The organism is Serratia sp. J2, from assembly GCF_046269175.1.
GTDB classification, from domain to species: Bacteria; Pseudomonadota; Gammaproteobacteria; order Enterobacterales; family Enterobacteriaceae; genus Chania; species Chania fonticola_C.
The window spans coordinates 28,625-55,611 of the sequence record NZ_JBKABN010000008.1; the positions used below are offsets into that span (position 1 = coordinate 28,625).

A 26,987-nucleotide genomic window follows, 5' to 3' on the forward strand; every position below is an offset into this window, starting at 1 on the left:
TTCACGCCCGCATCACTTTGGTGATTGCGGGCTATAGGTTTTCAGCCACTGTTCCAATTGCTCGGGCAGCATCGGCCGGGCGAACAGGAATCCTTGTTTTTCATCGACTCCTACGCAGTCCAGGAAGCGATTTTCACTGTCTGTCTCAACCCCTTCGGCAATCACCTTGAACTGTAGCGCTGCGGCGACCGCGACGATGGCGCGTATCAATGATTGTGATACCGGGGCCAGATTGACGCCGCGAACAAAGCTTTGATCCAGCTTGATGGCGTCCAGCGGGATACGTGCCAACTGGGCCAGAGAGGAGTAGCCGGTGCCAAAATCATCCAGATGCACCTGTGCACCCAAGGCCCGTAGCCGGGCGATCACCTCACGCGCCCGGTTTTCATCTTCTATCAGGCTGCTTTCGGTCAGCTCAAAGTCCAGCGTGCAGGGAGAAAGCTGGTTTTCTCGCAGTACCTCAACCAGATCGTTTACCACGCTGTCATCCACTAACTGCCTGGCGGAAAGGTTAACCGCGATGCGCAGATTCAACCCTTGCTGTTGCCAAATGGCTGCCTGTTTCGCGGCGGTTTGCAGCACCCAGCGGCCAAGTGGGGCAATCAGCCCGGACTCTTCGGCGTAGGAGATAAACTGTAATGGTGGGATCAGCCCGCGCTCCGGCGAATCCCAGCGGACCAGCGCCTCTACGCTATGCACGGCGCCGTTGAGCGTTGCGACCTTGGGTTGGTAATACACCACCAGTTGCTCCTGTTCCAGCCCCTTACGCAGGTTGGTATCCAGCCACATGTATTCGGCAACGCGGCGGTTCATTTCCGGCGAGAAGACGATAAAGGTGCGTTTGCCGTGTTCCTTGGCAACGTACATGGCGGTATCGGCGCTGCGGATCAGGCTGTCCAGATCGTGGCCATGTTGCGGGCACAGGGCAATGCCAATCGAACAGCCGGTGTAGACCTCGATCAGGCCGATGCGGAAGGGCATTTGCAAGCGTTCGATAATGCGCTGTGCCAGCTCTTGCAGCATGATCCGGTCGGCCTGGGTGACCAGCACCAGAAATTCATCGCCTCCCAGACGGGCAAGTTTTTCTCCATGATCCAGGCAACTGAGAATGGCGTGGGACACCTCGATCAGCAAGCGATCGCCAAACATATGCCCATAGGCGTCGTTCACTTTTTTGAAGTTATCCAGATCGAGATAGACCAGCCCAATGTGGCTGTCACCGCGTTCGCTAATCGCCCGGTTAATATCATCCTGAATGGCGTTGCGGTTTGGCAGGCCGGTGATGGTATCGGTATTGGCCAATAGCCGCAGGCGTTCCTGGGCGCGGCGTTCTTCGGTGATATCCGTGCCGGAACAGATCAGGAACACCTCTTTTTTGCCGCTGCCGCTGTGGACGAACTTGTTGCGGAACAGGAATAACCGCTCGCCTTTGACCGTTTTGATCCAGCGCTCCACCTCATAGGAGGCCCCGTTGCGAAAGAAGGTGGCAATATTGCGCCGTGATGCTGTGGCTTCTTCGGGGCTCATAAACATCTTGAAGACGTTTTTGCCGATCACATCCTGTTCCTGCAGGCCGGTATACTCTTCGCTCAGGCGGTTAAAGCGCTGGACGCGGCCGTGTTGGTCAACGATGACAATGACGGAATTAGCCTCTGACACCACCTGTTCGGCAAACGATAGGCCGTGCACCAAATCACGTGCCACGGCCTCGGTATCGGTATAGGCAGAGGCGGTGCCCGCCCACTCTAATTTATTGACCCGGCGGCCGACCAAATGCAGGTGGATGGGTTGGCCGCTGAGCAGAATGGTCAGATCCAGGCTGGCGGTGACCCCGCTCAGACGGCGGATTTTCGCTGCCTGCATTTCGTCGAGGGCCACGGCAAGGTGTGTTTTGCCTTTGATTGCCGTCAACTGCAGGGCATTACTGTCAAACGCCAGATGCCAGTAAGGGCTGCTGGTGCCAAAATGGGTGTTAAGGAGTATCGGGCCTTGGTCTGCGAACATGTTCATTCCTCAAAAAGGGACCGCCGGACCCTACGCTGCAACCTGAAAGACGATGGGGATCGCGTGAACGACGTCTGTATAGAGTGTAAAAGAGAACCGCGCAGTGTGCGAAAATCAGTTTTTGGCTTCGTTGAGCCAGGGTTGTGGCTAGGGATGCTAAATTAATCTCTGGCTGGAGGTGGACAAAAGCCACACTAATAATTACGCTTGGGCAATGTAATCTTCCAAATAACAGACGCCTTCTCCATAATTTATTCATAATTGACGAATATTACCATTTTTGATTTTAAAAAATTTACACTCCATCGCATTACTATATATTCATGCGCATACTATTATTTTCGACGACGAGATAGTGAGCCTGTTAACGTACGGCGCTCCTGATGAAGAATAACTTTTAAGGAAATAATTATGCGTAAACTGACTGCTTTATTTGTCGCTTCAACGTTAGCCCTGGGTTCTGCTTCTGCCGCCTTCGCAGCCGACACAACTACCGCCCCGGCAACCGCATCGGCCACAACCGCCGCCCCGGTGAAAATGATGCACTATAAAGACGCAAAAAGAGACAGTCCTTTTGCTGGCTTGAACCTGACCAACGAGCAGCGCCAGCAGATGCGCGATATCATGAAAGAGTCGCATCAAAAACGCGGCCCGGGTGCTAAAGACGAGCGCCAGGCACTGCACAGCATGATCGCTTCGGAAAGCTTCGACGAAGCCAAGGCAAAAGCCCAGATCGATGCGATCGGTAAAGCGCAATCTGAGCACATGCTGGAACGCGCCAAAGCGGAAAACAAAATGTATAACCTGCTAACGCCAGAGCAGAAAAAACAATACAATGAGAATTATCAGAAACGTGAGCAGAAGATGATGGAGCATATGAAAAAAATGCGCGATCATGTCCCTGCCGCTGAATAATTAACATTGCTGTCAAAATAAAAATGCCGGGTTATTTGCCCGGCTTTTTTTATTTTATTCTCTGTCAGGATTATTTAGACGTAGCAGCAATGGCATTAAATTGTTCGATAATAATCGCGGCGAACAGGGGATCGTTGATATGGTACGGCACTTTGAGCAACCGGCGTTTTGCGGTCTGTACCAGTGTCCGTTCCAGAGAGTGAACAAAAGCGGCTAGCGCTTGTGGATCCCAGAAGGGCTGCCCTGGCGCATCCAAGGTTGAAAAGCCCCCCAGCGGTACTACAAAGCATACCTCCCCGGCACAGGCGTTCAGCTTGCTGCCAATCCATCGCCCCAACTGGGTATTCTCCTGCGCCGTGGTGCGCATCAGCGTTACCTGGCTGTTGTGGCAATAAAATTGACGATTGGCGTAGCGGGCCGGAATGGTTTTCGGGTGACCGAAGTTGATCATATCCAGCCCTCCGCATGACATCACACCAGGGATCTCAGTGCGGGCGATGGCCCCAAAGCGATCTTCGTTGCAGGCCAACACGCCATCAAACAGATAGTCGCACACCTCGGTGGTGGTCAGATCCAATACGGCGTTGAGCAAGCGGCTGTCGATCAGCTTTTCCATTGCCTGGCCACCACTGCCGGTAGCGTGAAACACCAGGCAATCCCAGTCGTGCTCAATGGCGCTGGTCACGGCCTTGATACAAGGCGTAGTGACACCAAACATGGTCAGGCCGGTGGCGGGTTTGCTGTCGGCATCATCATCGATATGAAAGCGGATGGCCCCGGCTATCTGGTTGGCGGCATTGCTCAATACCTTGCGTGAAATGCGATTTAGCCCGGCGATATCGGTGACGGAATACAGCATGGCAATATCGCTGGAGCCGACATAGCCAGCGACATCACCCGCAGCCATACTCGATACCATCAGCTTTGGCAGGCCGATGGGCAACTGTTGCATAGCGGGCGTGATGATCGCGGTGCCACCAGACCCGCCCAAACCGAGCAGCGCAGCAACATCACGACGTGAGAGTATGAAGCGCTCAAACGCGACAGCCATGGCCGCAATCGCCTGCCCGCGATTAGCACAAAAAACGGCTTGTTCACCTTCCGGATGGTAACCCGCGATCTCATGTGCAGAAACGTCCGCGTGATACAGAGAAGGCTTACCGGAAGTGGAGAGATCGAGGGTGATGACGGGTAAATCGAGATTGGCGATCAGATGACGGACATATTCCAGTTCTTGTCCTTTAGTATCTGCTGTGGTAGCAATATAGACAAAACCTGGGGTGCTGCTCATCATCTGTTCCTGAAAAAGGTTCAGACAAAAGTCTGAACAAATTGATTTTAATGCTATTTTTTATTGTAGGTTGTGAACCCTGGTGTCGGACAATAAGGTACTATCGTTTATTTGTTGGTCATAATGAGACTGCCGTATCATTTTTGCAAGCATTAATTTGTTTAAAGTGAGACTTGTGTCCCGTTTTTGGCTATCTTAGCTATGATTTTTTACGCTGCCGATGGGCCAGGATCTGTCGGTGAGGCTGTCTATCGTATTGACTCCAAGGTTGGAAGATACGAGGAAGTTCGAGGAAAACGTGCCAATATCCGCATTTCCCGCTCCGCGGGATGAATCTTTGACACATACTCGTGCCAAAACCCGCAGCTTGCTGCTGGCCTGTGCGATGGAGCTCTACGATGGTGGTGTCTTCCCTTCGATTACAGAGCTAGCGGCGCATGCGCAGGTCTCCCGTGCCACCGCTTATCGCTATTTCCCCACCCAAAGTGCCCTGATCTCCGCTGTTGTGGCGAAAAGCCTGGGGCCGATCCTTGAATGGCAACCGCAGGATAACGATGCGCTCAAGCGCATTCATCAACTGTTGGCGTTTGCCTATCCGCAGATGGAGCAGCATGAAGGCGCGCTACGTGCGGCGTTACAGCTTTCGCTCCAGCAATGGGCTAACGCGACGCCGGGCGAAAAGTTTGTGCGTGGCAATCGCAAGCGGCTGTTGAAGCTGGCGGTGGAGCCCTTGCAGAACAAACTCCCTGCTGACGCTCTGCAACGCGTGATCCATGCCTTTTCGCTGATTTATGGTTCCGAGGTGTTCCTGGTGCTGAAGGACATTTGGGGTTTAGAGCTCGATGATATTCAGGATGTGACCCAGTGGATGGCTAAAGCCATCATTCGCCAGGCTGAAGAAGATGCCAACGCTGGAGGGTAATCTGCCGATCGAGGTTGGCCATGCTGACGGGCCGGGGAGTGTTCTCCGGCCTTTTCATTGGGTTTTGGGCAAATAAAAAACCGGAACCCTTGCGGGCCCCGGCTTAACGAGGGGTGAAGCAATTAACTCTGCGGTTAAACTTGCTCAGCTTGCAACTCCCTGTCGATACTTTAAACAGGTGTTGTGGCCGGCTTATAATTTCCCTGGTGTCGGTATGGTTATTACTGACTTATCGTTCTACTATCGTTTTTATAATACATCACTTCTGATACCATGTTTGACCATAAAAGATGGTATGTCAAGCAAGCTATTAGGCTAAGATTGTATAGTATGCGAGATTTCGATAACGTTTTTGTACGTATGGGTGTCAAAGCGACTGAAAAATCAGCGAGATATATCGAAGGATAAAATGTTTAACAATCATCAAAAATTCGATTCGCAGTCGATTGCAGGCAAGGTCAGGGAACTCTTTTTGCAGCATGGGATCGGCAAGCGACAACATGCCAAGGAGCTCAGCCGCATTTTGGATCTGAGTTTTTCCCATGCTCACCGCAAGCTGAAAGGCCAGAGCCCATGGACGCTGGAACAAATCAACAGCGTGGCACTGGCCCTGGGAGAAATGCCGGCGTCCATCGTCGACATTCTCCCCGAAAGCGAGCCTGTTGGGTCCACTGTGGCACAGGATGCCATCTTTTCTGTGGCCGGGGTGGCGTTACCTTGTGTGGCGCACATTAGCAGCGAACTATTGGGCAGCAGGCAGGCCGAGTTTGTTGGCTTGCAGCAGGAAGGGCAGTGGATCGTTTATCGAGCCAGCGAAGCCCCACAGGGCAAGAGTTTTGCTGTCGAATTGATCGAGATCCGCCCCGGCCATAGCGAAGACGATCGCCTGAGCATTGCGGTATTGGATGATGCACATCAGGCCGCTGACGAGCTAACCAAGTATCTCAATAGCCAAGGATTCAACGCCGTGGCTTTCTATGACGTCAGCAGTTTCTGCCAGGCGCTGGCCAAAAGCCCGTTTGATGGCTACGTGGTGGATTGGTTGATAGGCCATGAGACGGCGCAGAGATGCATCGAAACCATTCGCACTTCCGATCATGCGGATGCGCCGATCCTGGTGCTGACCGGCCAGTTGGGCACTGATTTGCGTGAGTCAGAGATTGCCAGAGCAATGCGTGATTATGACGTGCTAGGCCCGTATGAAAAGCCGGTGCGGCTCCATGTGATCGAAGCCGCACTGCAACGGTGCTTTAATCTGTAGCGACAAACAGCGACGTGAGAGAGGTGGATAGCGCCTCCATGCGTACCGGTTTCATCAGATAATCGTCAAACATGGCGCGTTGCTCGCTAGGGAGCAGCTCCAGTGTATAGGCGCTGATACCGATAATCGGGATATTACGGTTCGGGCCACGCTGGTCACGCAGCCGTTGCGCCACTGCCACACCATCGATGCCTGGCATTTGCAGATCGAGCAGCAAGGCATCGTAAGGCCGCCGCAACAGCTTTTGCAGCGCACGTTCCGATGAGTCACACAGCTCATATTGATAGCCCAACTTGTCGAGTAGAGCGATAAAGGCCATGCCTGCGGCAGGATTGTCGTCTACCACCAGGATTTGCTGCTCTTTTTTCAACAGCGTTGCTGCAGGACGTGGGCTTTGCTCTGGCAACTGTTCTTCACTGATCTCAACGGGAATGCTGACGATAAAGGTGCTGCCTTCTCCCACTTCGCTGTACACCGTGATCGTGCCGTCGAGCAATTCGACCAGGCCGTGGACGATCGCCAATCCCATACCAACCCCGCTGTATTGGCGAGTATTTGACTGATCGAGCTGGGTAAAGGGCTCAAAAATCTGCGGTAGCTGGGCATTGTCGATACCGATGCCAGTATCCGTAACCTCAATGAGCAACGAACTCCCCGCCGGTTGGCTACGCAGGCAACTGTGCAGCGTGATGGTACCGCTTTCAGTATATTTAAAGGCGTTGGTCAGCAGGTTAACCACGATTTGCCGAAGGCGCTGCGGGTCGGAATAGACCTGCGCATGGGTGAACTCCACTTCACGTACCAGTTTGACCCCAGGTTTATGGGTCAGCATGGCGATTTCATCCGTCGTTTCGTCGATCACCTGCTGGGCATTAAAGGGAACAATGCGCAGCTCCATCATACCGCTGTCCAGGCGTGCATAATCAGTGAGATCCTTCATCTGGCTTTCTATCTGCTCGGCGGCGGTTTCCAACCGGTGGAAGGTATCTTTGTGCTCATAGGATACGCGGGTATGGGTCAGCACATCGATAGCGGACATGATGCTTTGCAGCGAGGTACGCAGTTCATGTCCGATGGCCCCGAGGAAGGCGTTTTTGGTGCGGATAGCCTTTTGCTCTACGCGAATGGCCTTCGACTGTTGGCTGATGGTTTGGCGCTGCTGACGGATCACGATCAGCGTGATGGCAATCAGCGCGATCACCGAGAACATAATGATCACCAGGCCATAAAAGATGATGTGCCGTTTCTCGATAAAATCTTCGTAAGCCCCGGTACGCTGCTTCACTTCAGCGTGGTCGGCCAGGTTGGCCATCATAATCGCGGAGGGTTTGATCTGTTGCATGGCCTGCGAAATCAGCCCCAGATCTACCTGAGGGCTGTTGACCAACTGATCCAGCCGAGTTATTTCTTCGCGCATCCGTTCAACGAGCTCGGGATAGCCAGGTTCGTGGTACAGCGGCAGGGTCGATTCTGACGGGCGGGCGAGCACCGAATAGCGAGAATAGAGAATATCGAACCTTAGCCTCAGGTTATCGATATCCACCTGATGGGTGCTTTTTTGCTGTTCCACCAGGGTTTCAAATTCCGCCAGCTTGATGGCGAACTTGGCGATCGACCAAGAGTAGTTTTCCTGAGTACCGGCAACGGCATACAGCCCTTTTTTGGACAGGGTGGCACTGTAGTAATACAGTGTCACCGTCGAGGCGAGCAGGAATAAGGCGGCAAAAATGGCCGGAATAGCCAACCTGCCGCTGTCTTTGAAGCGGACTAACTTCATTTAATTACTATCCTGTTGATCTGCCAGATAAAGCGCGAGTTATAAAGCGGAGAGTTGAGCTCCGCGCCCCCGGCATCGCGGGGATAAATCAGAAACAGCGGCCCGAAATCGCGCACCTTTAACATTTCCCCACCCATTTTGTAGGCCAGGATCATGTTGTATTTAGCCACGTCCGAGATGGGCACATCAATATAATAATCGTTCAGTGCGTAGAGCGTCATCATGGTGCCTTCGGCACCCACTTTAGCCAAAATATCTGCCAGCAATACGCCATCGAATTTCACTCTGGGCGTCCACGAAGTGGTGGTCGTGATGCTGTGAACCGGCATGGCAAACAGCTCTTTATCGGTAAAGACATAGGTTTTGTTCTCGGCGTCGGTGGTATTTTTAATCTTGCCGCCGACTTCCAGGGTGAAACTGAGAGCGCTGGTTTGGGTAATGACCAAAGCCAGCAGGGCAAACGCGGTATTTCTTATTGCGGTCAACAGCATCGGTAGTTCTCCAGACCGGGGATCAGGCCCACGGCAATTCGTTTAGCATCAGGGTCGTAAAGGCTAGTTCGACCTGCTCCAGGTCATGCTTTCTGGCGCTGGCCTGCACGTTGTTCAGCTCGGGGATGGCAAAATAGACAGGCTGACATAAAGGATAGTCTCGCACCCGCAATTCGGGAGCGATTGAGGTAAAGAAGGCGGTAGTTGGTACATCGTAGCCAGCGGCAATATGCACCGCAGCGGTATCCGATGTCAGAACATAGCGGGCATGCTTCACCCAGGCCAGGAAATCAGCGGTAGCGGTGGAAAGCGGTTGAATATCCACATAATGCGGATGATCTACCGCGCCGAACCCCAGCACCGGGCAGGCAAACTTCTCCCACAGGGCATTCACCAGTGGCACATGAGCACTGGCCGGGATGCTGCGTAACGGCGTACTGGCGGTGGGGCAAAACAGCACGTAGGGCTTATTCTGCCAGCGCTCAGGTAATGGCGGCAGACACAGTTTTTGCATCCAGCGGTTAGCTTTCGCCCGGGCAGGAATAGCGGCAGGTTCAACGCCCAGCGCCTGCAGGAAGAAATCAATCATCGGCAACGTGGTGAAGGCTGGCCAGAACAGCTGATTACCGGCATCGATACACAGCTCTTGCTCAGGAACATGCTCCGCCTTCCACGGCAGCCAACGTAAATCCGCCACCACGCCTGCCGCCAGATGATAAAGCTGATCGACATAGTGGGGCGCGCGCCCTGGCCGATAGATAATCGTGCGCAGGTTGGGATTAAACTCGCGCAGCGCCTCTATCGCAGTCAGGCCAATAATGGAGTCGCCCAGCGTTACGCCCATGCCATTAATGATGTGCACGGTAGATTCGTTACAATAATCCACGCTGAAAGGGGCCGCAGCGGCGTTGCGGATACCGCGGTAGCCAGCCAGGCTAAAATAATCACCGGAAAAACTCTCCTGCTGCTCAAGATCCCATGATGCGACCATGACGCCGTCTGCTGTCAGCAAACTTCCCCGGTGATATAACACTTCATCCTTTGTTAACACTTCCATTATTTGTCCTGTCTACGAAGGTGCGGCTAAGGCTAGGAGGAATAGGCAAAAGAATGGCAGAAAACGCCGCGGTTTGCAGGTGAGAATAAGCGAAATAGCATTAAAAAGACTGGAGTTTAAGCCTTATTGCTAACCGCCTGTCTGAAAATGACCGGGCGGCGATTTGCCGTACCGGTTAATTGGCCCCTAGCCCTGATTTTTGACGGGCAAAAAATGAGCCTTGAATCAGCCAGTATTTGGCCTTGATGGCGGGAGCGCTGGCATTGTTTGATAGAGAGGTAAAGTAAACCAGGGGCCAGATAATGAAATCCAACTTTAAAAACGAAATACAGACGTTTGGGCGTTCCCTATTATTGCCTATCGCCGTGTTAGCCCCGGTGGGGATGTTAATGGGGATCTGTAGCGCGCTGGGCCAGGCGTATATGATCGATAAACTGCCGTTTCTGGGAAATGCCTACTGCAAGGCGATCCTCTCTTCTGTGGGATTAATCAGCAGCGTGGTGTTCCAGAATATCCCATTGCTGTTCGCCATGGGGGTCGCTTATGGCATGTCGAAGAAGGAAAAGGGTATTGCGGTCTTCGCTTCGGTCATCGCCTATCTAACCTTACTGATCTCCATGCACGTGCATTTAAAAGTGATGGACCAATTGGTGACGGAGAATATGGCGCTGGTCGGGCAGGGCATGGTGCTTGGCATTCATACGTTGAAAATAGAGGCGCTGGGAGGGATCATTGCCGGTTTGCTTGCCGCCAAGGTGACAGACCGGTTCTATCGGCTGCAACTGCCGTTGGCCTTTGCCTTCTTCAGCGGGAAGAAATCGGTCGCCATTCTATCGATTGCCTTCACCATCCCGGTCGGCCTGCTGATCCCATTCGTGTGGGATGTGTTTACCTATGGGATGCGGAGCATCTCGACCGTGATGATGGCACCGAACATCGGTGCCGGGATCTACATGACCCTGAACCGTTTGCTGATCCCGTTTGGTTTGCACCATGTCCTGAGTTCGACGGTACGCTTTACCGAAGCGGGCGGCACCTATCTGATTGATGGGCAAACCTACGTTGGCATTTTACCCGCCATGAACAAGATCCTGTTTGAATTGGGGCCCAACCATCCGGCATGGAATGAGTTCATGCCAACGCTGTCCAGTTACCTGGCGTCGTCGCAGATGCTGACCACGTTGTTCCGCGTTCCGGCGATCGGCTTGGCGATGTATCACATGGCCTATTTCAAAAACAAGAAATTCGCCAAAGGGATGATCCTGACCGTGGTGCTGACGGCATTCCTCGGCAATATCACCGAGCCGCTCGAGTTCTCCTTCCTGTTTATTGCACCGCAGCTCTTTGTTGTCTACGCGATCTTGTGCGGCCTGCTAACCATTCCTCTGCAAATGTTGGACGTCTCGATTGGCTATATTCGCGGCACGATCTTTGACTTCGGCATCTTCGGCCTGATGTACGAAAACACCCACTGGCCGAACCTGCTGCTGCTGGGCGCGATTAACTTTGTGGTGTTCTATGGCGTGTTCCGCTATGCCATTGGCAAGTTTGATATCAAAACGCCAGGGCGCGAGAAAGAGATGGCGGACAGCGCGCTGCTTAATAACAAAGAGTACGACAAGGTAGCAGAGCTGGTCGTAGAGGGACTGGGCGGCAGGCAGAATATCAAGCGGGTAGAAAACTGTGTGTCACGGCTGCGTATCGACCTTGGCGACCAAAAGCTAATGAACATGGAGTTGCTGAAAGAGGCGGGTTCATTGGGGACCTTTATTCCCTCCAGCAATCATATTCACGTCGTCTTCGGGCCACACGTCGAGTTTGTCCGTAACGCGGTAGACGACAATCTTGCTGGCATCCAGCAACGTTAAGAGGAACACAGCATGCGCGCACTTTATGATTCCAAAAGTAAAACCATCGATCATCAGGGCATGAAGGACCTGTTCACCCACGAGGCCAGAGTACAGTCGTGGCTCGATGTGGAAGGGGCTCTGGCGATGGCGCAGGCTAAGGTCGGTATGATCCCTGTTGCTGCGGCAGAAAATATCGCCGCCAACTGCCAGTTGGAGCGGATCGATCTGGCGGAGATCGACCGTTTGATGCGCCAGATTGGCCACGGGTTTGTGCCGGTGATCAAGGTGTTGGTCAAGGCTTGCGATGCAGAAAGCGGCAAGTACGTGCACTACGGCGTGACGACCCAAAACATTCAACAGACGGCCCATCTGTTGATCGTGCAGAAATTCCACCGTCATCTGATGAAGTTTGTCGATGACACGTTGGTCAATCTGGCTCGCCTGGCAAAGGCACATAAAAATACCCTGATGGCGGGGCGCACCCACGGCAAACATGCCTTGCCTATCACCTATGGTTATAAGGTTTCCGTGTGGATTTATGAGCTGCTGGCAGCGGTGGAACGCATGCAGGAGGCGGAAAAGCGTGTCTTCACCGTGATGATGGGCGGGGCCGTGGGAGCCTTTCACGCCACGGGGGAAGCGGGCAGAACGGTGCAGGATCTGGTCGCCGAACAGCTCGGGATGCATTCGATGCTGGTGCCTTCGCGTAATGCCAGAGTGTTCCGCGCCGAGTACATCAGCAACCTGTGTTTGCTGGCAACCACCCTGCATAAAATTGCTGAAGAGGTCTATCAGACGTCCAGCGAGGAGTTTGGCGAAGTCTCCGAGGCGTTCACCAAAGGCACCGTGGGTAGCAGCACCATGCCGCAGAAGGTTAATCCCAAGCTGGCAAAGGGTATCATTGCCAACGCCCAGAAGCTGTATTCGGTGATGACGGCGGTGCTCTACGTCTGTCCAAGGCCGTTTGAGGCGGACAGCTCGGCTTATTTTATCTTTGATGCCAGCCTACAGGAAAGCATTGAGCTGATGGCCGAGATTATCCTGCGTGCGGAGGAGCTGACGCGCACGCTGGTGATTAACCCTGAGCGGATGCATGAAAACGTGATGCTGACGCACGGGCTGATCAACAGCGAGAAAATCATGATGAAGCTGGTGGATAAGCTGGGTAAGGATCCGGCCCATGAGCTGGTTTACACCATGGCGATGCGTAGCACCCATGAACACCTCGAATACGGTGAAATACTAAGCCAGGATCCGGTCATGGCCGAAAACTTCACGGCGCAGGAGATTGCGGAGCTGCTGGATCCCGGTGCTTATACTGGCCTTTGCGCCGTCTTGGCCGATGAACTGGCAGACAGGGTCTTGGAGAGAAGCCATGGATGACCAGCGCTCCGGAGTTATCAAATCCAACCGGATCGTGTTCCCCGACGGTATCAAGGCCGGTTATCTATTGGTGCAGCAAGGGCAAATCAGCGGGTTTGTCAGCCACTTTTCCGGTAGCTGCATCGACCATAGCGAGCGGATCATCATGCCCGGCTTTGTCGATATCCATGTGCACGGTTGGGGGCGGGGTTCGTTCGGCTACAAGGGCAATAAGGCGTCGCTGAAGTGGATGAGCCACGATTTGATCAAGGCTGGTGTCACTTCTTACCTGCCCACCTCCGGCACGATGCCAAATGATTTCCTTGAGACGTCGTTAATGGAGGCAGCCAACTATATTGCCACGGCAACGCCAGCGAACGGAGCCGAAGCCATCGGTATCCATATGGAAGGCCCTTACATCAGTGAAAAACATCTCGGTATGCAGCGAGCCGACTGCCTGCAACGGCCAAACGTTGAGGGATTCGAGCGTTTTAACCATCTGGCGGGCCGTAACATCCGCCTGATGACGTTAGCGCCAGAGCTGGAAGGGGCGTTGGATTTGATTCGCCATCTGCGGGCGCAGGGGATCACCGCGTCGGCAGGGCATACCGATGCCACCTTTGCTGAGGTTACGGCAGCGATAGAGGCGGGATTAAATCACTTCACCCACGCTTATAGCGGGATGCGTGGCTTCCATCACCGTGAGCTCGGGGTGGTTGGTGCGCTGATGTACTATCAGGATACCTATGCGGAAGTTGCGAAACAGAGCGGCATCACCATCAAGCCGGAGGCATTTGACCTGCTTTATCGCCTGAAACGCGATCGGCGCATGGTGCTGATGAGTGACTGTATGGGCTATGTCGATTTCCCGGAAGGCTATGAGTTTCACCATTACCTGCGCAAAGAGACCTTCCGTATCAAACAGGGGCAGTTAGAGATTACCTCAGACGGTGGCGATACGCGCCACGTTTGCCCTTGCGACTATGATGCGGTGCAGCGACTGGAGATGAACTTTCTCGACTCGGTGAAGAATATCATCGATCGTCTGGATAATGGCCTGGTGTCCGTCGCCAGTATTGCTTGCGAAAACCCGGCGTTTCTGGCGGGTGCGCAGAGCCGGAAAGGGTCACTTTGCCCGGGGAAAGATGCCGATATTCTGGTGCTGAATGAAGGGCTGGAGTTGGTAGAAGTCTACTGCCGAGGACTGCGTCAAACCCAGCTAAACGCTTAGGCACGATGGGCGCTGCATACTGCGCCCATTTATTGCCACCTTATCAGATGAAATAATCTGGATATTGCCGTTCCAACAAGGCACGCAGCTGTTGACGATCCAATCCCTCAATCTCCTGAATAAACCCCTGTGCCGGGATCTTCTTCTTCGCCCGGGAAAGCCCGTGCTGGCTGAGCAGCGAGATATCATCGCGGCTGAGATAGAAATTCACCTTGATGTAATCCAACTGATAATACCTCAGATAGCTCGAGATTTTATTGGTAAAGGTGATCAGCAAATCAAACGGGATCCGTTCGAGCGTGTGCAACTCATTGATATTCATGTAGCCGACAATCTCAATATGGAAGTGCGACTTCAACACCTCCTTGAAATAGCCCACCTTACTTTCCGAAGAGTTGGTCACGATAATGACGCGTTTTTTCTCCTCGCTGTGGACTCGGTTTTGCAGCTCGTATTTCTTCAGGATCAACACCAGCGTGGACAGATGCACCGGCGAAAAGGTGGTTTGATAGTGTTGCGCGATGGGCGCGGTAGCCTGGGTGACGCCCTGATAGAGCAGGGCGTGCCGGGTCTGCACCTGATGCAGCTTTTTATCGTCAAAATAGAGATTGAACTTGTTTTGTACGATGGTCGAATAGACGAACTGGTAGATCTCGGCGAAGAAGGGCGAACGGTTGTGGATTTCTGCCCGCAGCAACGGGGTCAGGGTTTCACAAAGGTGGCCAACGAGCGTAATCAGCGTGGGATCATAGATATCGAATGGCCGCCAGGTGTAGGTCAGCGATGAAATCAGCAGATCAAGAAAGCGGTTTTCGTGCTCGCCATCCAGCAACCCAAAGTCAGAGGATTGAATAAAGCTCAGGTTATCGCTGTGGGTGATGAAATGCCCGCGCCGCATGCGATGTAGCGCAATGCTCATATACACCAGAAAGTATTTTTTGCTGTTATAGCCCAGCGTGATCCGCTGGCTCAGCCGCCGTTGGTACAGTTCGGCGGCGGCGCTGATTTCCTGTTGGCACACCTTTAAGAACTGCGTGGCAATGGAGCGGTTAATCGGCTCGTTGGCTTTGTGCGGCACCAGCAGGTGATCTTCGCCGATCTCAATGGTTTTCAGGATCGTCAGGCAAATAGCGATGCGTAGCAGGATCTCGTCACCATCCATCCGCGAACCCTGTTTGGGAATGGCGGTGATGGAGAGATGATTGGCCTGTAAAAATGCCGACAGCGCCTGGTTATCGTTTTTGAGCGTGGTTGGGCTGACGTTAAACTTGCGGTAATACTCGCTTTTGTTTACTACGTCCTGTAGGCAGAGCGCCACGCTGAGATCTTTAATGCGTTCATCGGCGGTGGTGATGTAGCGGTTAAACGGGATCTGTTCCAGAAAGGCGATATATTCCCGGTAGCCGATTGCCGTGACAATCCACTGCCCATCGATATGCAGGTGGCAATCTGGTTCCAGGAACTCGTTGATCTCCTTCATGGAGCGCTTCAGCGTCGACGTGGTTTTACCAAACCTGGAGGTGACATCCTCGATTAACACCGGGCTGTGTTCCTGAATATATTTCAACAATGACAGGTCAAAACTGTTCACCAAGGCATCTCAACGTCTGGTCTGGAGTCGGATAGCTGAGAGTATAGAAAATGGTGAGTGTTGTCTGTGAGCTGGGTGGAGCGGTTGCAACAACCTTCTCGGCTCTGATTATCACTTCCAGTATTCTATCGCTGCCAGCTATTTTCCTCTCCCTAGAAAGCGATTAGTTTTGTCTGAAAAGAATTAATACATTGCATTTTAATGGGGGGTTTTTCACTCATCAGATAAAAAAGTTCTAAACTCTATCGAGACTAAAGTCTTCCCGTGCTCTTTTTGGATCTCAGAGGAAGAATCTATCGGTTATGAATAATAAACACTATCTGGTACAGGGATCCGAGAGGGCATTACTGATGTTAGATTCAATCAAAAGAACATTCTTGGCCACATGTTTGACCGGCCTCCTGCTCCAACCCTCATTATCCGTTGCTCAATCGACAATGACCATCTTCGAGGATGTGCGGATCTTTGACGGCACAAGTTTAACTGCCAAGATGAATGTGGCCGTTGAAGGCAATAAAATTACTCAAATTTCTTCTCAAGCGATTAGTTCACCCACTGATGCAGTGCATATCGCTGGTAATGGTCAAACATTGATGCCTGGCCTTATCGATGCTCACTGGCATACCTTTATGGTGCGCCCTACCATGGCACAGGCATCAATGGCTCCGTTAACTTTTATTACTTTGCTGGCCGGTGCTGAAGCAGAGTCAACACTTATGCGTGGATTTACCAGCGTTCGCGATTTGGGTGGTCCAGCGTTTGGCTTAAAACTCGCTATTGATAATGGCGTCATCAAAGGACCACGCATCTGGCCATCGGGGGCAATGATTTCACAAACGGGGGGGCATGGTGATTTTCGTATGCTTTCAGAGATACCGTCTACCCCTGATCAATTGAGCTATCCAGAGCGAGTTGGCATATCAGCGATAGCGGATTCACCCGATGAGGTTCGCAAGCGTACCAGAGAGCAATTATTGCAAGGAGCCAGCCAGATAAAGCTGACCGGGGGCGGGGGCGTATCTTCTCCCTATGGCCCGATAGATACGGTACAGCTTAGCGTCGATGAAATTCACGCCGCAGTTGAGGCAGCGGCGAATTGGGGGACCTATGTGACAGTCCATGCATATACCCCCGAAGCCATTCGTAATGCCATTCAGGCTGGTGCAAAAGTGATTGAACATGGTCAACTAGTCGATGATGCAACGGCAAAGCTGATGGCAGATACGGGAACATGGTGGAGTCTGCAACCTTTTTTGGCTGATGAAAACGCCAATCAACTGCCCGATGCAGCCGGACAAGCCAGGGCAGCACAAGTGTTTGCCGGAACGGATAATGCCTATCGCTTGGCAAAAAAATACGGTGTGAAAGTCGCATTTGGCACGGACGTGTTATTTGATGCCAATTTGGCAGCCAGGCAAGGCTCTCAGCTTTCTACCATGACGCGGTGGTACACCCCAGCCGAAGTGCTCAAAATGGCGACGGCTGATAATGCAAAATTGTTGGCACTATCAGATCGCCGCAACCCCTATCCAGGAAAACTGGGCGTTATCGAAGTCGGCGCTTTAGCCGACTTATTACTGGTCAACGGCGATCCGATAGCTGATATCGGCCTGCTGGCCAATCCTGGCAAAAACCTGACTGTCATTATGAAAGACGGCCAGATAGTAAAAAACCAGCTGGTGGCTAAGTGAGTTTTCTTATAAGGCAAAGAAAGGGCTAATTGAATTAGCCCTTTCCGCGTTTTGACAAATCATTCCGCTGTGAGGGATCACAGCGGTTCAACATGCCCAACCACCCGCGATACCAGCGGGAATTGCATTCTCAATTGCCGTTCAATATGGTCCACCGCATCGTGCACCGCAGAAATCGACAAGGCCGGAAGGGCCCGACAGTGAAAATTCACAATCACGCCCTGTGGCGTTTCTCGCGCCCGGATATCATGGATGTCTTGCACCAATCCGCTGTTTTTCGCTGAAACCGTCAATGCTTGTTCAATCTTCGCCAGTTCGCCGTGTTCCACATCCTGGCTAGCCAGCCAATCCAGCATCTGGGGCTCCAGGTGGGTTTCGATCTCCGTATTTTCGCCCAACGTCTGGCGTAAAGCCTCCTCCACCTCGCTGGCAATATCATGCGCCTGCTCTACGCTGGCATTGGCCGGAACCAACAGATCCATACCGATCGCCACACGGTCTGCCAATTGTTGTAGTGAAAGACTCTGTACGACTGCCCCATGGTTGGCGGCCAGCATGCGAATACGGGTTGCCAGATCTTCATCACTTCTGGCTTGAGGGATGGCAATCACCCTCACTTCCGAGTTGGCATATTGCTGTTCAAGTTTGGCGGTAACGGTCTGCTTCAACTCCTTGATCCGCTCAAGCGGTAGCGTGCGGCATACCCCAACACTCACCTCGATAAACAGCGTGGCTCCGCCACTGCGCAGGCGAATATTCTCCGTAGACAACACCGCTGGGAAATCGTTGAGCAGGGTAGCGATATCTTCCCGCGTACCAGCCGGTGCAGTATCAATCAGGGAATCAAAGGAGCGTTTCCCTAGTTTCAAGGCGGCAGTCAGGATAAAGCAGGCGACGATCAGTGCTGCCAGCGCATCCGCACGGGCAAAACCAAATAGCACAAAAACCATGCCCAACAGCACCACACCAGAAGACAGCATATCGGAGAAAAAATGCAGAGCATCGGCTTCCAGAGCCGCGCTGTTGGTGGCCTTGGCCACGCGGTTTAAGGCCCGGACACGGAAGAAGTCAACCACAATGGACACCAGCAGTACCGCAATCACTACCGGTGCAGCCACAATCTGGTTTGCCTCACCTATCAAGCTGCGCACTGCTTCAAAGATGATCCAACCCCCGGCCGCCAACAAAAGGAGTACCTCAAACAGTGCAGCCAGATTCTCGACTTTGCCATGACCGAAGTGATGGTCATCATCAGCAGGTTTATCGCTGACTCTCACCGCCCACCAGGTGATGCTGGTGGCAATAAAGTCGGTAAATGAATGGATACCTTCGGATATCAGGCCAATACTGCCGGTAAATATACCTGCGATAAACTTACCTAACGCCAACAATCCACTGATAATCATCGAGTTTCTGGCGACGGCCTGTTTTTTATTTTGCATAGCACAGCTCATAGTTGAATTAAAAAAATCAGCGTTTGGTTTTTACGGAACATTGCCAGACAAAAGCGACGAGCAGTAAGCTTGCGGTAGCTGTCAGCAATAAACAGGAAAGAAATGCAGTTTGACCGGTGGAGTGCAGATAAATCTCATTAATACCTGCCGAGATCATAAAAATAGCGTACAGCAACCCAAGAATAAAAATCATCATCATTATCACGCGCGGTAAATACCGTCAGTTTATTGCGGTTATTCATCCTCCCCGCAATGATTGATGAGGCTACGGGGAGGATGATGCTAGGCGGATCTTTTTCGTTCATTAGTCATCCCATTTGGTGCTCAGATAGGCTGCGATCAGTCCCATTGAGCTGATGAAAAACAAAAATCCCATAAAAAACATCATATTTCCCATAATTTTATCCTCGGTTAACTGTAATCGATAACGACCTCTGTGGTTAAAAGTAAGTGTGCAACGTAGTCTCTGGCTTCATTCACCGTCAGGGTATCTGCGGCGGTGAAAAAGTCAGCGTTCAAAGAGTTAGCAATGGCTGGCCCGCCTGTGCTGCTGGCGCGGTAGCGGTCATTGCTGAGGAGTCTGGAAGTCATTGACCCTATTGCTGTTTAAACTTCAACAGTGCATCGCATAGGGGAGTAAACCAAAGAGGGGAGTGCAGAAAGCCTATCTCCGCGTCCAGGTTTTAGCACTATACAACGTATCTGAAAAATTTCAGAAGTTACCTTGGGCTGAACCTTAATCCGATAAAGCCTGTCTTAACCTTGGGCATCTCTCGATGTCGTCAGATCAGTAACCTGTGTTTGTATAGGAGCCTCGCCAAACGAGATACTGCATATAACTACGCGGTGATTATAGGCGTGCAGGGAGCGATAGTGCTCGAAAATCGGCACCTCGTTGAGGTGATATTTAAGAAGTTATATTTAAACGAAAGAATTATCTTAATGAACGTTAATTTTGCAGTGATATAAACACTAATGCGGGGATATTCATTTGCCTAAATCAGCATTTATAAGCTGAATAAAAGCAAAAACCGACCTTTTACAGTCGGTTTTACAGTTAGGAATGCACCATTACCGCATAGTCACGAACTCTTCCGCGGCGGTTGGGTGGATCGCCACGGTGTTGTCGAAGTCTTTCTTGGTCGCGCCCATCTTGATTGCCACGGCGAAGCCCTGCAGGATTTCATCCATGCCAAAGCCAATCCCGTGCAGGCCAACGATCTTCTCTTCTTCACCCACACATACCAGCTTCATGCGGCACGGCTGGCGATGCTGAGTCACGGCGCTGTACATGGCGGTGAAGGAGGATTTATAAACCTTCACCTTATCCTCGCCAAACTGCTCTTTCGCCTGCGGTTCGGTCAGGCCAATGGTGCCAATTGGCGGGTGGCTGAACACCACGGTGGCGATGTTGCTGTAGTCCAGATGTTCGTCCGGCTTGTTGTTGAACAGGCGCTCGGACAGGCGGCGGCCAGCGGCAACGGCAACCGGGGTCAGCTCAACCGCACCGGTGTTGTCACCTACCGCGTAGATGCCTTTCACGTTGGTGTTCTGGAATTTGTCGACCTCGATGTAACCTTTGGCATTGGTTTTCACGCCGGTGACCGCCAGGTTCAGATTATCGGTCGCTGGTTCGCGGCCGATGGCCCAGACCAGGCTGTCCACGGTGAACTCTTTGCCGTTTTCCAACGCCAGCGTCAGGCTGCCGTCGGCGTTTTTAACGATGGATTTTGGAATGGATTCGGTGTGCAGGGTTGGCCCTTCGGTGTTCATCACCTCAACCAGGGTTTCTACAATCATCGGATCGAAGGTACGCAGCGGGGCGTGTTTACGCACGAACAGATGCGTTTCCGCTCCCAGCGCGTTCATTACGCCGGCAATTTCTACCGCGATGTAGCCAGCACCCACCACTGCCACGCGTTTTGGCATGGCATCCAGCTCAAAGAAGCCGTCGGAGTCGATGCCGTATTCGGCACCAGGGATCGACGGATGGCTCGGGCGGCCACCGGTAGCGATCAGAATATGGTCTGCGGTGATTTTCTCGCCGTTGACTTCTACGGTATGCGCGTCAATAAAACGGGCAAAACCTTTGATCACGTCGACCTTGTTTTTGCCCAGCACGTTGTCGTAGGAAGTATGAATACGATCGATGTAGGCAGTACGGTTGGCGATCAGGCGTTTCCAGTCAAAGGCGTTGACGGTGGTATCGAAGCCGTAATCCGGGCCGTATTGGTGGATGGCCTCGGCGATTTGCGCCGCATGCCACATGACTTTTTTCGGGACACAACCCACGTTAACGCAGGTGCCGCCAAGTTCTTTGGCTTCAATCAGTGCGCATTTCTGGCCATACATGGCTGCCCGGTTGATCGATGCGATACCGCCGCTACCGCCGCCAATTGCTAGATAATCGTAATGTTTCGTCATCTGGGTTTTCCATGAGTTGTGTGATTCGAGAAGGGTAAGAGTTTAACGCCTGACTGGGGGTTGTCGCAAAGATTGCGTCGATGGCTGTAATAGGCAGAGGCTTGATCCTCTGCCCGGTTGATTTTACACGATAACCAGTTCGGGTTTTGCCCGATCGAGCGCTTGGCGATCGGCACTGCTGATGCCGGTATCGGTAATGATCATGTCAATCTGGCTCATCGACAGCACCAGGTTGAAACCCCTGCGGCCGAACTTGGTGGAATCGACCACCGCGACCACGCGCTTGGCTGCCTGAGCCATCACGCCGCTGATCGAGTAGCCTTCATTAAAGGTGGTGATGCCGTTGGTGGCATCCAACCCGTCGGCCCCGACGAACATCACGTCACCGGCAATGCCCTGTAGGGAGAGCTCCGCGATGGAGCCGTGCATGGAGCGCGTTTTGTGGCGCAGCGTGCCGCCACACAGCACCAGCGTGATGTCTTTATTGTCGGAAAGCGCAAAGGCGGCGGGCAGGTTATTGGTGATCACCGTGATATTGCCCATCTTCACCAGCTCTTCGGCGATCAGCATGGTGGTGCTGCCGCTGTCGAGGATCACCGTATCGCCGGGGTTGACCATCGCTGCTGCCTTTAAGGCAATGCGCTTTTTCGGGTCTTTAGCCAGCTGGTAGCGTTCCTCCAGGATGACCTCACCGGTGGTTTTCGGCACCTCGGCCTCCTGCTCCAACTGGCTGCCCGGCCTGGCTGCACCGCCGTGGAAGCGGATCAGCAGGCCTTTTTCTTCCAGCAGGCGCAGGTCAGCGCGGATGGTAACCTCAGAAATTCCGAAGGAATTCGAAAGATCGCTAACCAAGATGCTGCCGTTCTGCTGAACCAGGTCGACAATTTTATTTCGTCTTTCAAAAGAGTTCATCATCCTGACCTATCGAAATGTTTTGCTTTTATTTTATGCGAAAGGGATATGAAAGGGGAGCATAAAGATCAAGGTGATGGGATTTGAGGCAAAATAATGGCTGCACCCGTGCAGCCATTGGCTAAATATCACCCTTCGCCAAGCTTGAGCATGATTTTCCCCTGCATCGGCTTACCGGCCAGGGCTGCAACGCTGGCGGCGTATTGCTGCGGGCGATCGATGCTGGCAATCAACGGCTCCAGAGCCAGATCCGCCGATTGGAACAGCTTCATGGCCTGTTGCCATTCTTCCCCTGGCCACGGGGCCGAATAGTTCATCCAACTGCCCAGCAGCGTCAGTTCCTTGCGCAGGATCTGGCTGAAGGTGCTGTAAGACAGGTGCAGGTCCTTATGGAGCGTCCCCACCAGCGCGATTTGTGCCCGTGGCCCGGCGATATCCAGCGCCAGTCCGACCGTTTGTGGCGTGCCAGCGGTTTCCAGAATCAACTGATCAAAGCGCCTTTCCTGTAAGCGTTCGGCTATCTCGGAGGGGCTAAGCTCCGCGCTGTTAAACGCGTTTTCTGCACCGATCTGCCGTGCCAGCTTGAGCCGGTCGTCATTGATATCGATCGCCGTGACGCTGCGTGCGCCCATCGCGCGGGCACATTGGATCGCCAGTTGGCCGATGGTGCCGGCACCAATGATGATCACCTCTTTGCCTTGGCAGCCCCCAGCCAACTGAATGGCATGCAGGCCGACGGTGATGGGCTCAATAAATGCCCCCTGCAATAAACTGACGTTGGCAGGCAATTTCACCAGATTGGCGCGTTTGACTACGATAAACTCGGCGTTGCCACCGTGGCTGCGTGAACCGACGAACTGGTAATGCTTGCACAGCGAATAGTAATGGCGCTGGCATTCCGGGCAGTTAAAGCACGGTAACAAAGGGACGCAGGCCACGGCATCATGCTGTTGCAGATCGGTAACCCGCTCGCCACAGGCCACGACCCGGCCACTGAACTCATGCCCCAGGGTAATCGGGTAGAAATGCGCGCCTTTGGCGAAGATGCGGGGGATATCCGAACCGCATAGCCCGGAATACGCCACCCGAACCAACACCTCATCGGCGGCCTCAATAGCAGGAGCGGGGCGTTCTTCAACGCGCACTTCTCCCTCCGTGTGGATCACGACTGATTGCATAGCTTGAACTCCGTAGAGAATAGATTGGGGGAGGCGGGCTCCCCCGAAGGATTAGGACATGGCGTTGAGGCTTTGGCTGGCCTGTTGCTTGGCGGTGGCTTCAGCCTGGGCAAATTGACGGGCACGGCGCCAGGTGAGGAACACCCCAATGGCGTAAATGACGCCGATAACGACCAGACCCACCACGTTTTGCCAGGTGAGCAGTTGGATCAGCAGGTAGGTGATCGGTGAGCCGCCTTGGTCCATCGAGGCCACCACGCCGCCCGCTTTCAGCGCACCAGCATTGGCAGCCAATTGGGTATGCAGCCCGATGGTTTGGGTGGCGATCCACAGCGTGATGCTCATGATGATAAAACCCGAGATCAGCGTGCGGAACAGGTTGCCCTGATGCACCGCCACGGCGAGGGCCACAAAGAAGCCGATGGTTGCCAGATCGCCAAACGGCAGCACCTGGTTACCTGGGACGATCACGGCGATCAGAATGGTCAGCGGGATAAAGATCAGGCTGGCGGAGACCACGGCGGTATGGCCCAGCAGCAGCGCCGGGTCGAGGCCGATAAGGAACTCCTGGCCACCAAAGCGTGCTTGCAGGCGTTTACGGGCATGCTTGGCGATGGGCGTCAGGCCATCCATGATCGGTTTGATCACCCGTGGCATCAGCAGCATCACGGCAGCGGTTTTCACCGCCAGTTGTAGAATGCCCTTCAGGTCATAACCGGCCAGCGCACCGATAATCAGCCCCATCACAAAGCCGACGGTCACCGGCTCGCCGAACGGGCCAAAGCGTTTCTGTACGTCGTCTGCGCTGAAGTGAATACGGTTCAGGCCGGGGATCTTCTCGATAATGGTGTCCACCAGCACGGCAATCGGCCCCATATAGGCGGAGGTGCCGTGCGGAATGGCAATCCCTTCCAGCCCGAAGAAGTCGCGGGTGTCTTTGGCGAACCAGTCCCCCAGCTTGTAAACGAAGGCGGCATGCACCACCACGCCCAGCATACCCAGCCAGTATGAACCGGTGGCCAGATGCACCATGGCCCCGGTAAAGGTCATGTGCCAGATGTTCCAGATATCCACGTTAACCACTCGGGTCATACGCGTCAGCAACATCACGATGTTGACCGCAATCGCTACCGGGATGGCGATCAGGGCAATCTGCGAGGCCCAGGTCATCGGTGATGAGCCTGGCCAACCGATATCCACCACGTGCAGGTTGATCTGGAACTGCTCGGCCATCGATTTTGCCGCTGGGCCGATCGAGTCCAGCATCAGGCCGATAACCAGCCCGATACCGACAAAGCCGATGCCGATATGAATGCCGGATTTAAATGAATCCCCTAATTTCATCCCTAAAATCAGCGAGAAGATGATGATCACGATAGGCAGCATCACCGTAGGGCCGAGATCGAGGATATAACGCATGATGTCGGTAAACATGGGCTACTCCGTCAGAATGGTCAGTATTTTTTGTTTCAGCGCATCGATGCCGACACCGGAAATAAACGGCATGCCGTGCACCAACGGTATATCGCCAAACTGCCGGTCGACGCGGGCGGTGGTACAGATCAGATCGGCATCGTCCATATAGGTTTCAATCTCGGTCACGCGGCACTGCACCAAGTCCAGCTCGATGTTGTGCTCCGCGCAAAGCTCTTTGATCTCTTCTGCGGCCATGGTCGAGGTGGCAACGGCACCGCCGCAGGCAACAATAATTTTACGTTTCACAGTGTGGCTCCTTCATATTCTGTTTTTTGTTGTGGTCGGGAGGGCGAAGTGAAAACCCGCTGGGCAAAAATTTCGCCCAATTGGTCCTCGGGGGCGGTCAGAAGTGCAGCGATAAACTCGGGGTGCTGCAACTGGCCAAACAGCGTGCGCAGTAAAACCAACTGCGCCGCCGGGTCGGTGACGATCAGCGCGATAATCAGGGCAACGTCGATCGTGCCGTCATCATCCGCCTGAGCGAAGGGTACGGCCTGGTCAGGGCGGATCAGATAAATAGCCGGGGCACGTGCATGCTCCGCTTCACAATGGGGGATGGCGACCGCGTGCTGCTCAAGGGCGATGCCAGTGGGATAAGCGCTCTCACGTACCAGCAATGCCTGCGGGTAGCTGTTGTGAACGACCCCGGCGTTGAGCATGGTGACGCCAATGTGCTCCAGCGCCTGCTGTGCGTCGGCAAAGCTGATGCCAGTGCGAACGAACAGTTGGCTGTTATACATGGGCTATCTCCTCGGCATTTTTGGCTTGCTCTGCGGGGGCACAGCCGAAGCGATAAGCGCGCAGCACATCCTGAATTTTGTCGATCATCAGTGCGTGGGGCTGTTTCGCCAGCTTGCGTTCCATCACTCGCTGATACTGCAGCGGGAAGTATTGGCTCAGTAGGCCTGCGGGGATCTCTTGCTGGTCGAGGTTATTGAGCAGCGTCGTCATACTTTGGGCGATACGCGGGTGGGGCCAGTAGTAGCGGATACGGTCCGACAGGCTGAAATGCAGGTCGATCAGCGAGCGGCTGAACGTCGGGTGATAATACTTTTTCCAGTAATCCGGTTCGTCGAGCATGACGGCGTCAATCACCGCCAGGATCTGGCTACGTTTTTCCGGGGCAATCAGGGCCTGTTCGATATTGGCCAGAGCAAACACCGCTTCGCGCAGGGCGAACGTCAGGGCCGGGCCAACTTTGAGAATGGCGAAGTGATCGCGCACCAGCTGCTGATAGGCTTCACGCGTTTGGTAATCGGTAGAGTGCGCCTCATAAACCAGCGGCGTGGTGGTAATAAACTGGGAGAGCTCGCGGGCTAGCTGTGGTTGGTAAGCGATCACCTGTGAATGGTCGAACTCCACCCCTGGCTGCACTACCACGGCGATGATCCTCGGGATCGCCGCTGCCAACCCGGCCTGGCGGAACGCCTGATAGTGAGTTTCCAGCGTGGCGGCGGCATCCGTCGCGTGAGTGATATGTACGTTGCCAATGGCGGAAGATTCTCCTCCAGGAACTGGCACCTCGGTCCCAATCACATAGGTCAGCTGCTGTTTTTGCTCTGGGGTAGCGACCCGTTCGGCGACCTGACACAGGCGGGCGGCGCGTTCTGCCACCACGTGGGGATCTAACGGGATCGGATCGTCGGCGCAGGACATGGACGCATCCAGATGGATCTTGCTGAATCCGGCGGTGACGTAGTCGGCGATCAACACTTCCGCTTTCGCCATTGCGCTGGCGGCGGGTTCATTTTGCCAACAGTTCGGGCCTAGATGGTCGCCCCCTAACAGCAGCCGGGAGAGCGGAAAGCCGACGGTTGCCGCAATATCGCAGACAAACTGCCGGAAATCCGCCGGTTTCATGCCGGTGTAACCGCCAAACTGATTAACCTGGTTGGATGTGGCCTCGATCAGCACCTGGCGATCGCTGTGCAGATCCAGGCGTAATGCGGCTTCAATGACTAATGGGTGTGCCGAACAGACAGAGCAGATCCCGATCGGCTCCCCTGCTTTATGTCGTGCGATTATATTTTTCATCCTACCCTCCGTTTTCTTACGAATATAATCGTAATGTTTCGAAAGGTTAGCAATGCACTTTTCTAT

24 protein-coding genes and 1 riboswitch are annotated in these 26,987 nt (G+C 53.5%); of the genes, 7 read left to right on the top strand and 17 right to left on the bottom strand.

Annotated elements, in window-relative coordinates; translation table 11 throughout:
• Window positions 1–12 precede the first annotated feature (12 nt).
• Window positions 13–2,004 carry a cyclic di-GMP phosphodiesterase gene (gene pdeR, locus ACKWMY_RS10450; protein ID WP_261161056.1) on the bottom strand — a complete coding sequence of 664 codons (1,992 nt, stop codon included), beginning with the start codon at window positions 2,002–2,004 and terminating at the stop codon, window positions 13–15.
• Between the two features lie 411 nt (window positions 2,005–2,415).
• Here pdeR and spy point away from each other — a divergent pair, with 411 nt between their 5' ends.
• Window positions 2,416–2,919 carry an ATP-independent periplasmic protein-refolding chaperone Spy gene (spy, locus tag ACKWMY_RS10455; protein WP_024527655.1) on the top strand — a complete coding sequence of 168 codons (504 nt, stop codon included), beginning with the start codon at window positions 2,416–2,418 and terminating at the stop codon, window positions 2,917–2,919.
• Window positions 2,920–2,989: 70 nt separating this feature from the next.
• Here the strand turns inward: spy and ACKWMY_RS10460 are convergent, their stop codons facing one another.
• Window positions 2,990–4,210 (bottom strand): Tm-1-like ATP-binding domain-containing protein, encoded by a 1,221-nt coding sequence (locus ACKWMY_RS10460; RefSeq protein ID WP_409486311.1) that lies wholly within the window; start codon window positions 4,208–4,210, stop codon window positions 2,990–2,992.
• A 385-nt stretch (window positions 4,211–4,595) separates the two neighbouring features.
• On the opposite strand from ACKWMY_RS10460, the gene ACKWMY_RS10465 reads away from it, so the two are divergent.
• Both ACKWMY_RS10465 and ACKWMY_RS10470 read left to right on the top strand, forming a co-directional pair.
• Window positions 4,596–5,132, top strand: coding sequence for a TetR/AcrR family transcriptional regulator (locus ACKWMY_RS10465; protein ID WP_233169560.1), 537 nt, complete (start codon window positions 4,596–4,598; stop codon window positions 5,130–5,132).
• A 409-nt stretch (window positions 5,133–5,541) separates the two neighbouring features.
• Window positions 5,542–6,393, top strand: a complete 852-nt coding sequence (locus tag ACKWMY_RS10470; protein WP_409486268.1) for a helix-turn-helix domain-containing protein — start codon at window positions 5,542–5,544, stop codon at window positions 6,391–6,393.
• Here ACKWMY_RS10470 and ACKWMY_RS10475 read toward each other — a convergent pair.
• The 3 genes from ACKWMY_RS10475 to ACKWMY_RS10485 are packed head-to-tail and all read right to left on the bottom strand — an operon-like array spanning window position 6,383 to window position 9,718.
• On the bottom strand, window positions 6,383–8,170 hold the full coding sequence (locus ACKWMY_RS10475; RefSeq protein ID WP_409486269.1) for a hybrid sensor histidine kinase/response regulator: 1,788 nt from the start codon (window positions 8,168–8,170) through the stop codon (window positions 6,383–6,385). The genes ACKWMY_RS10470 and ACKWMY_RS10475 overlap by 11 nt on opposite strands.
• A complete protein-coding gene (locus ACKWMY_RS10480) occupies window positions 8,167–8,661 on the bottom strand; it encodes a molybdopterin-dependent oxidoreductase (protein ID WP_024527650.1) in 495 nt (164 codons plus the stop codon). Before ACKWMY_RS10480 ends, ACKWMY_RS10475 begins: the two co-directional genes overlap by 4 nt.
• A 22-nt stretch (window positions 8,662–8,683) precedes the next feature.
• Window positions 8,684–9,718 (bottom strand): glycosyltransferase family 9 protein, encoded by a 1,035-nt coding sequence (locus ACKWMY_RS10485; protein ID WP_074030208.1) that lies wholly within the window; start codon window positions 9,716–9,718, stop codon window positions 8,684–8,686.
• Between the two features lie 302 nt (window positions 9,719–10,020).
• Here ACKWMY_RS10485 and ACKWMY_RS10490 point away from each other — a divergent pair, with 302 nt between their 5' ends.
• The 3 genes from ACKWMY_RS10490 to ACKWMY_RS10500 are packed head-to-tail and all read left to right on the top strand — an operon-like array spanning window position 10,021 to window position 14,161.
• On the top strand, window positions 10,021–11,586 hold the full coding sequence (locus tag ACKWMY_RS10490) for a PTS transporter subunit EIIC (protein ID WP_024527648.1): 1,566 nt from the start codon (window positions 10,021–10,023) through the stop codon (window positions 11,584–11,586).
• 12 nt (window positions 11,587–11,598) lie between these two features.
• Window positions 11,599–12,951, top strand: a complete 1,353-nt coding sequence (locus tag ACKWMY_RS10495) for an adenylosuccinate lyase family protein (RefSeq protein WP_024527647.1) — start codon at window positions 11,599–11,601, stop codon at window positions 12,949–12,951.
• Entirely contained in the window at window positions 12,944–14,161 is a 1,218-nt protein-coding gene (locus ACKWMY_RS10500; protein WP_409486270.1) for an N-acetylglucosamine-6-phosphate deacetylase, read from the top strand. Before ACKWMY_RS10495 ends, ACKWMY_RS10500 begins: the two co-directional genes overlap by 8 nt.
• 43 nt (window positions 14,162–14,204) lie before the next feature.
• Here ACKWMY_RS10500 and ACKWMY_RS10505 read toward each other — a convergent pair whose 3' ends face one another.
• Complete coding sequence (locus tag ACKWMY_RS10505; RefSeq protein ID WP_074030211.1) at window positions 14,205–15,752, bottom strand: hypothetical protein; 1,548 nt, start codon at window positions 15,750–15,752, stop codon at window positions 14,205–14,207.
• A gap of 350 nt (window positions 15,753–16,102) precedes the next feature.
• Here ACKWMY_RS10505 and ACKWMY_RS10510 point away from each other — a divergent pair, with 350 nt between their 5' ends.
• Window positions 16,103–17,443 carry an amidohydrolase family protein gene (locus tag ACKWMY_RS10510; protein ID WP_409486271.1) on the top strand — a complete coding sequence of 447 codons (1,341 nt, stop codon included), beginning with the start codon at window positions 16,103–16,105 and terminating at the stop codon, window positions 17,441–17,443.
• A 77-nt stretch (window positions 17,444–17,520) separates the two neighbouring features.
• Here ACKWMY_RS10510 and ACKWMY_RS10515 read toward each other — a convergent pair whose 3' ends face one another.
• From ACKWMY_RS10515 to gatZ, 11 genes are all read right to left on the bottom strand, one after another.
• Window positions 17,521–18,885 (bottom strand): cation-efflux pump, encoded by a 1,365-nt coding sequence (locus ACKWMY_RS10515; protein ID WP_409486272.1) that lies wholly within the window; start codon window positions 18,883–18,885, stop codon window positions 17,521–17,523.
• A 149-nt stretch (window positions 18,886–19,034) separates the two neighbouring features.
• Window positions 19,035–19,202 (bottom strand): hypothetical protein, encoded by a 168-nt coding sequence (locus tag ACKWMY_RS10520; RefSeq protein ID WP_158006201.1) that lies wholly within the window; start codon window positions 19,200–19,202, stop codon window positions 19,035–19,037.
• Window positions 19,202–19,294: a protein MgtS gene (gene mgtS, locus ACKWMY_RS10525; RefSeq protein ID WP_138106290.1), complete on the bottom strand. Its 93-nt coding sequence runs from the start codon at window positions 19,292–19,294 to the stop codon at window positions 19,202–19,204. The genes ACKWMY_RS10520 and mgtS overlap by 1 nt, the downstream gene beginning before the upstream one ends.
• A 14-nt stretch (window positions 19,295–19,308) precedes the next feature.
• Window positions 19,309–19,488, bottom strand: a complete 180-nt coding sequence (locus tag ACKWMY_RS10530; protein WP_161738622.1) for a hypothetical protein — start codon at window positions 19,486–19,488, stop codon at window positions 19,309–19,311.
• A gap of 70 nt (window positions 19,489–19,558) precedes the next feature.
• Window positions 19,559–19,730: riboswitch (M-box (ykoK) riboswitch) on the bottom strand.
• Between the two features lie 238 nt (window positions 19,731–19,968).
• A complete protein-coding gene (gene gorA, locus ACKWMY_RS10535) occupies window positions 19,969–21,321 on the bottom strand; it encodes a glutathione-disulfide reductase (protein ID WP_021181790.1) in 1,353 nt (450 codons plus the stop codon).
• A gap of 123 nt (window positions 21,322–21,444) precedes the next feature.
• A complete protein-coding gene (locus ACKWMY_RS10540) occupies window positions 21,445–22,233 on the bottom strand; it encodes a DeoR/GlpR family DNA-binding transcription regulator (RefSeq protein WP_024527643.1) in 789 nt (262 codons plus the stop codon).
• Window positions 22,234–22,361: 128 nt separating this feature from the next.
• Window positions 22,362–23,411 carry a galactitol-1-phosphate 5-dehydrogenase gene (gene gatD, locus ACKWMY_RS10545; protein WP_074030224.1) on the bottom strand — a complete coding sequence of 350 codons (1,050 nt, stop codon included), beginning with the start codon at window positions 23,409–23,411 and terminating at the stop codon, window positions 22,362–22,364.
• Between the two features lie 51 nt (window positions 23,412–23,462).
• On the bottom strand, window positions 23,463–24,845 hold the full coding sequence (locus ACKWMY_RS10550; RefSeq protein ID WP_024527641.1) for a galactitol-specific PTS transporter subunit IIC: 1,383 nt from the start codon (window positions 24,843–24,845) through the stop codon (window positions 23,463–23,465).
• A gap of 3 nt (window positions 24,846–24,848) precedes the next feature.
• Window positions 24,849–25,133 (bottom strand): PTS galactitol transporter subunit IIB, encoded by a 285-nt coding sequence (gene gatB, locus ACKWMY_RS10555; protein ID WP_021181786.1) that lies wholly within the window; start codon window positions 25,131–25,133, stop codon window positions 24,849–24,851.
• A complete protein-coding gene (gatA, locus tag ACKWMY_RS10560) occupies window positions 25,130–25,627 on the bottom strand; it encodes a PTS galactitol transporter subunit IIA (protein ID WP_211135275.1) in 498 nt (165 codons plus the stop codon). The genes gatB and gatA overlap by 4 nt, the downstream gene beginning before the upstream one ends.
• Window positions 25,620–26,921, bottom strand: a complete 1,302-nt coding sequence (gene gatZ, locus ACKWMY_RS10565) for a tagatose-bisphosphate aldolase subunit GatZ (RefSeq protein WP_211135273.1) — start codon at window positions 26,919–26,921, stop codon at window positions 25,620–25,622. Before gatZ ends, gatA begins: the two co-directional genes overlap by 8 nt.
• Between the last annotated feature and the right edge of the window lie 66 nt (window positions 26,922–26,987).